General features: G+C 60.0%; 5 protein-coding genes. All 5 read left to right on the top strand.

What is annotated here, in order from left to right:
• The coding region (locus IRZ31_RS18985) for an ATP-dependent Clp protease ATP-binding subunit (RefSeq protein WP_297156567.1) at nt 1-2,457 on the top strand (2,457 nt) is incomplete at its 5' end.
• A 237-nt stretch (nt 2,458-2,694) separates the two neighbouring features.
• Nucleotides 2,695-4,128, top strand: coding sequence for a DNA repair protein RadA (gene radA, locus IRZ31_RS18990; protein ID WP_297156570.1), 1,434 nt, complete (start codon nt 2,695-2,697; stop codon nt 4,126-4,128).
• Nucleotides 4,129-4,465: 337 nt separating this feature from the next.
• Complete coding sequence (locus tag IRZ31_RS18995) at nt 4,466-5,635, top strand: PIN domain-containing protein (RefSeq protein WP_297156573.1); 1,170 nt, start codon at nt 4,466-4,468, stop codon at nt 5,633-5,635.
• Nucleotides 5,636-5,860: 225 nt separating this feature from the next.
• Nucleotides 5,861-6,571 carry a 2-C-methyl-D-erythritol 4-phosphate cytidylyltransferase gene (ispD, locus tag IRZ31_RS19000; protein WP_297156577.1) on the top strand — a complete coding sequence of 237 codons (711 nt, stop codon included), beginning with the start codon at nt 5,861-5,863 and terminating at the stop codon, nt 6,569-6,571.
• A partial coding sequence (gene ispF, locus IRZ31_RS19005; RefSeq protein WP_297156580.1) for a 2-C-methyl-D-erythritol 2,4-cyclodiphosphate synthase occupies nt 6,568-7,055 on the top strand: 488 nt, incomplete at its 3' end. The genes ispD and ispF, both read left to right, overlap by 4 nt.

Raw genomic sequence — 7,055 nt, forward strand, 5'->3', positions numbered from 1 at the left:
CAGCATAATTACATCGGGACAGAGCACCTCCTTTTGGGCCTCGTACGCGAGGGCGAAGGTGTGGCCGCCAAGGTTCTGGCGAATCTGGGTGTCGAGCTGCACAAGGTGCGCAGCGCCGTTGAGTTCATCATCGGGCGCGGTGACCGCATCGTGCTTGGGGAGATTGGCCTGACCCCCCGGGCCAAGAAGGTCATCGAGCTGGCGGTGGACGAAGCGCGCCGCCTGAACCATCATTACATCGGCACCGAACACCTTCTGCTTGGCCTGGTGCGCGAGGGTGAGGGAATCGCCGCCGGTGTCCTGGAAAGCCTGGGTGTCAACCTGGAGAAGGTGCGCACGCAAACAATCCAGGTGCTCAGTCAGTCCGGCTCGCCCCATGAGCGCGATGCCAAGCACTCCAAGACGCCGACTATCGACGCGATGGGCGTTGATCTGACCGCCGATGCCCGCGCCGGTAAGCTTGATCCTATTATTGGACGCCATCAGGAGATCGAGCGGGTCATTCAGATCCTGTCGCGCCGTACCAAGAATAATCCTGCGCTCATCGGTGAACCTGGTGTCGGTAAGTCGGCAATCGTTGAGGGCCTGGCGCAGCGCATCGTCGCCGGCGAGGTCCCCGAGACCATCGCGGGCAAACGTCTGCTCACGCTGGATGTCGGCTCCCTGGTGGCAGGCACCAAGTACCGTGGCGAATTCGAAGAGCGCCTGAAGAAGATCATCGAGGAGATCCGCAATAGTCGCGACTGCATCATCTTCATCGATGAGGTCCACACGCTGGTCGGCGCCGGCGCCGCGGAGGGCGCGGTCGATGCGGCCAATATTCTGAAGCCAGCTCTGGCTCGCGGCGAGATCCAGTGTATCGGCGCGACAACGCTCGATGAGTACCGCAAGTATATCGAGCGCGACGCCGCCCTGCAGCGCCGTTTCCAGGAGGTCATCGTGCGCGAGCCAACCATTGAGGAAACGATTGAGATCCTCAAGGGTATCCGCGAGCGTTACGAGGCCCATCACCGCTTGACCATCACCGATGAGGCGCTCAAGGCGGCAACGGAGATGGCCAGCCGCTATATTACGGATCGCTTCATGCCCGATAAGGCCATCGACCTGATCGATGAGGCCGCCAGCCGTGTCCGCATGCAGCATTCGCTGGCCCCGCTGAACCTGAAAGAGGCCAAGAAGGGCCTGGAGGCGGTGCTCCGCGAGAAGGAGGCCGCAATCCAGCAGCAGGATTACGAGCTGGCTGCCGAGCTGCGCGACCGCGAGGTGAAACTGCGCGAGCGTATTGCTAAGCTGGAGGCCGGCTGGCAGAAAGAGCGTGGGAGCGATCGCCCCGTTGTTGGCGAGGAGGAGATCGCTCAGATCGTCTCAATGTGGACCGGCATCCCAGTCATGCGTATCGCTCAGGAGGAGTCTCAGCGCCTGCTCCATATGGAGGAGGCCCTCCATAAGCGCGTCATCGCTCAGGATGAGGCGATCGAGAAGATCGCGCGCGCTGTCCGCCGCGCTCGCGCCGGGCTGAAAGATCCTAAGCGGCCCATCGGCTCCTTCATCTTCCTCGGCCCAACTGGCGTCGGAAAGACCGAGCTGGCCCGCGCGCTTGCCGAGTTCATGTTTGGCAGCGAGGACGCCCTGATCAAGATCGACATGTCAGAGTTCATGGAGCGCCATGCTGCCGCTCGCCTGGTCGGCGCTCCACCGGGCTATGTCGGCTATGAGGAGGGCGGCCAGTTGACAGAGGCTGTGCGCCGCAAGTCCTACAGCGTGATCTTGCTCGATGAGATCGAGAAGGCCCATCCCGATGTCTTCAATATGCTCCTCCAGATCCTGGAGGATGGCAAGCTGACTGATGCCAAGGGCCGCACGGTGGACTTCCGCAACACGATCATTATCATGACGTCGAATGTGGGCGCCACCTTGCTGAACCGCGAGGCGTCGATCGGCTTCAAGCTGACGAAGGATAAGGAGCAGGCTTATAAGAGCGAGTACGAGGAGATGAAGAATAAGGTGCTCGGCGAGTTGAAGAATACCTTCAAGCCCGAGTTCCTGAACCGTATCGATGAGGTCATCGTCTTCCACTCGCTCCGCCGCGAGGATATGTATCAGATCGTCGATCTGTTGCTCAATCGCGTGCGCAATCAGCTGACGGAACAGCAGATCGAGCTGGTGGTCCCGCAGCCTGCCAAGGACTTCTTGATCAAGGAAGGCTTCGATCCGCAGTACGGCGCCCGCCCGCTGCGGCGCACGATCCAGCGCTTGGTCGAAGATCCACTGGCCGAAGGTCTGCTCCAGGGTCGCTTCCATGCCGGCGATGTGGTCGAAGCGGCAGTGGTCGACAATGCTCTCGAACTGCAGGTGCGCAGCCGTCTGGAGCAATTGCCCGCTCCGGCTTCGCCGCAGGCGGCGCTCTCCGCCGGAAGCAGCGAGGGCAGCCCCGCCGGTGAAACCTTGCCAGGTTGATAGTGTGCAGAGGAGAGCCATTCTGGCGCGTCGCTCGCGCTGCAGGCTCTCCTCTTTTTTTGTCCTCGCTCGCTTGTTTCCTTATTGGGTACTCGCTGGCAGAGCTGGTGGCTATGGATGCTCTCTTTGTGCCTGCCTGATAAAGCGCCGGTCAGACAGACAGACAAGCAAGCAAGCTGTCAGGGCCTGATGCTACCATATTACCTGTTCTGAAGCAAGTGTACTGGTTGTAATCCTATGCCCAAATCTCGTACGCGCTTTGTATGCCAGCAGTGTGGTGGTGAGCAGACGAAGTGGCTGGGACGCTGCCCCGATTGTGGCTCCTGGAATACCCTGGAGGAGGTATCGGTCCCCGAAACGTCGGCTGCGGCTCCTGTCCCCCAGCGCCGCTACGCGTTGTTGACGGGGGCGGCTGCGACCGCTGGGGCCTCTGCTGCTCCAACGGTGCCACAACCCCTGACCCAGGTGAAAGCCCTCTCTCATGAGCGCCTTTCGGTCGGCTATGCCGAGATGGATCGTGTCTTGGGGGGCGGCCTCGTGCCTGGCTCGCTCACGCTGGTCGGTGGTGAACCGGGCATCGGCAAGTCAACCTTGCTGCTGCAGGTCTCAGGCTATATTGCCGAGCACGTGGGGCCGGTCCTCTATGTCTCGGGTGAGGAGTCGAGTGAGCAGATCAAGATGCGCGCCGAGCGCCTGGAGATCAGCGGTGAGCGCCTCTATCTGTTAGCGACAGTCGAGCTGGAAGTGATCTGCGAGGCCATCGCTCGCCTCAAGCCGGCGCTGGTGGTGGTCGATTCCATTCAGACGGTCTTCGCGACTCATCTGACCTCGGCTCCGGGTAGTATCAGCCAGGTGCGCGAATGTACGCTGCATCTGATGCAGGTGGCGAAGAGTAGCCATATCCCAATGTTCATCATCGGCCATGTCACAAAAGAGGGGACGGTGGCGGGCCCCAAAGCTCTGGAGCACATTGCCGATTGTGTGCTCTATCTGGAGGGGGAACGCTACCATACCTATCGCCTGCTGCGTGGTGTCAAGAATCGCTTCGGCGCGACCCATGAGGTGGGGGTCTTCGAGATGCACGGAGAGGGCCTGCAGGAGGTCCCCAATCCGTCGGCGCTCTTCCTGTCCGAGCACCCCGGGGCTGCCAGTGGCTCGGCGGTGGTGGTAAGCATGGAGGGAACGCGCCCATTGCTGGTAGAGGTGCAGGCCCTGGTGACTCCCAGCAATTTCGGGATCGCTCGCTGTACGGCCAATGGCATTGAGCACAATCGCCTGTTGATGCTGCTGGCGGTCTTGACCAAGCGCGTTGGCCTGGCCCTGGGCAATCACGATGTCTATACTAACGTGGTGGGAGGCTTCACGCTGGAGGAGCCAGCTGTTGATTTGGGCGTGGCAGCGGCAATCGCGTCAAGCTACCGCGACCGGCGTATCCCGCCCGATCTGGCCTTGATTGGCGAGGTCGGCCTCTCTGGTGAACTGCGCCCTGTCAGTCGCCTGGGACTGCGCGTGCGCGAGGCGGCGAAGCTGGGCTTCAAACGCTGCTTGGTCCCTGCCAGCGGGCGCACGGAGCGGGTGCGCCGCGAGTTGGAAGGGGCGGGACTGGCTGAGGAGTGCCGGGTCATTCCCGCCAGTACTCTTGCAGTCGCCCTGGAAATCGCGCTACACTAAGCAGCAAAGGCGACTCTTGTCCCGTGACTGAAGCATCTGTTGAGTTTAAATAAAGGAGGTAAGCGTTTCGTGCATTATCGTGGCTCCCGCTCCCAGAGGTTGATCCTCGCTCTTGATTCTGACTCAGGAAAACGGTATACTTTATAGCTGGCATGACGATTTTTGTGATTCGACGGGCGCGTTTCTGGCGGTTCAGCACAGCAGGCCAGGCCCTGTTATCCGGAATCATCATTCTTGTTTGTCTGATTATCATCTATTCTGCTCCTGCCCGCATGCTTTACCTCACGCTGGCCCGTCGTCGGTGGTTGAACCTCTCACCCTTCTGGAGGCTGATGGGATGTCTATTAACACAATCGCTCGCTGCATTGGAGCGCTTCTGGCTGCCAGCGTCGGTTTTTTCGTCTTCTTTTTCGAGCATCCGCTTTCAACACTCCTGCTTGAGAAGCTTGAATGGTCCGCCGCAATTGCATTTGTCTGTGCACTCGTTGCTTTTGTGATTACACCCTATGTAACCATTGTCCCCTATCGCTGGGTGAGCCATCAGTTGCGGACGGTGGCGGTCAGTGATCTGATCGCTGGCACCATTGGGCTAATTGTGGGTCTGCTCATCTCTGTGCTCTTTGGTATCCCCTTGGGAGCCTTGCCAGAGAACTGGGGCCATATTCTGCCTGTAGTGGCGGCCATCATCTGTGGGTATTTGGGGGCAATGGTGGCCGTGCTGCGCAAGAGCGAGTTGGCGCATATGTTTCAGTCGCTCTTTCTGACACGCCGTCGAGAGCGGGAGGAGGAGCGAGAGCGTGAGCGAGAGCGGGAACGCGCGAAGGAGGCGGAGGCGCTGGCCAGTGCGGCAGGCCCCCAGATCTTGCTCGACACCAGCGCTATTATCGATGGCCGTATTGCCGATATCAGTCAGACAGGCTTTATCTTTGGTAAGTTGGTGGTGCCGCGCTTTGTGCTTAACGAGCTGCAGCGGATCGCCGATTCTGCTGATACGCTTCGGCGGAATCGGGGCCGACATGGTCTGGAGATGTTGAACCGCTTGCAGAAGGATGCGACGGTGCCAGTGGAGATTATGGATACCGATATGGAGAGTAGCTCGGAGGAGGTAGATAGCAAGCTGGTCAAATTGGCGCGCGCGCTCCATTGTCCGATTATCACGAACGATTTCAATCTCAATCGCGTCGCCGAGTTGCAGGGAGTGAAGGTGCTCAATATTAATGAGTTAGCCAATGCGGTGAAGCCGGTGCTTCTGCCCGGTGAGGAGATTGCGATTAAGATTATGCAAGATGGCAAGGAGCTGGGTCAGGGTGTGGGTTACCTGGATGACGGGACGATGATTGTGGTGGAGGGTGGTCGCCAGTATATGAATATGACGATCGAGGTGACGGTGACGCGGGTAATTCAGACGGTCGCTGGGCGTCTGATCTTTGCTTACCCGAAGCAGAGTAGCGGTAATTCGATGTCCAGTAGCCAGGGGCAGTCGACCGGCAAACAGCGTCAGGGCTAGCGCTGAGCGAGCGTGACCGAGAGGGTAAAGAGACGACGGAAGCGGGCCAGTGCCAGGGCAGGCTGATGGGATAGCGACAGCCTGGAGGGGGTGGAAGGGAGGAGACGAGAAAAAAGGGGGGACCTGGCTCTCTCTGGCTGCCAGAGAACGTCATAGTAGATGTCGGGTAGGCACCAGTCATACGGTGCCTCTCATTATAGGCGGAGGCGCTGGTGGATTATTGCTATGCAAGAACGAGCCGCTGTGGTAATTGTGGCCGCCGGCAGCAGCCGGCGTATGGCCGGTCGCGATAAGCTCTGGACCCCGCTGGCTGGGCGTTTGACGCTGGCCCGTACGGTGGATGCTTTTGAGGTTTGCCCGCTGATTAAGGCGATTGTCCTGGTGGTCCACCCTGCTCGTGAGGCCGATGCCTGTGAGCTGTTGGCCGAGGAAGGCTGGCGTAAGGTGATCGCCGTGGTAGTCGGTGGGCCACGGCGCCAGGATTCGGTACGCCTGGGCCTGGAGGCCCTGGCTCGCCATCTGCCGGAGACCCAGTGGGTGCTGGTACATGATGGAGCGCGTCCTTTCGTGTCTTCTACCTTGATCGAGGCAGGTTTACACGCGGCCCGTTTGCATCAAGCAGCGGTGGCCGCCGTTCCTGTCAAGGATACGCTGAAAGTGGTCGAGGGGGGGTATGTGTGCGAGACGCCTGAACGTGCTCACCTGTGGGTGGTGCAGACACCCCAGGTGTTCGCCTTTCCTCTACTCTGGGAGGCTCACCATGTTTGCTCTGCTCAGGCTACGGAGGAGGAGGTGAGCGATGATGCTGCACTGGTGGAACGCCTGGGCTACCGCGTAGCAATCTTCCCCGGCTCGTACACCAATATGAAGATTACGACGCAGGAGGATTTCCTGCTAGCGGAATATCTGGTGCATCAGGAGACGTGGCCGCGATGACTTTGCGAATCGGCTCAGGGTTCGACGCTCATGCCTTTACCCCCGAGCGACCGCTGGTACTGGCAGGGGTAACTATTCCTTCAGAGATGGGGCTGGCTGGTCATTCGGATGCCGATGTGGTGATCCATGCGGTGGTGGATGCCTTGCTGGGAGCGGCGGCCCTTGGCGATATTGGGATGCATTTCCCTTCGCATGATCCTCGTTGGAAGGATCAGCCGAGCGCTCTTTTTTTGTCGTATGCATGCGATCTGTTGCACCAGCATGGCTGGCGCGTGGTGAACGTTGATGCGACGGTCATTGCCCAGCGTCCTCGACTGGCTCCTTATGTGATGGCAATGCGCGCACGGCTGGCGGAGTTGCTTGAGCTGCCACTGGCGCAGGTCAGTGTGAAGGCGACGACTACTGACGGCCTGGGCTTTACCGGTCGTGGCGAAGGCATCGCCTGCTCGGCAGTGGCCCTGCTGGAAGAGGCGCAGTCGGCAAC

The sequence above is a fragment of the Thermogemmatispora sp. genome (assembly GCF_019683635.1).
Classification (GTDB): domain Bacteria; phylum Chloroflexota; class Ktedonobacteria; order Ktedonobacterales; family Ktedonobacteraceae; genus Thermogemmatispora.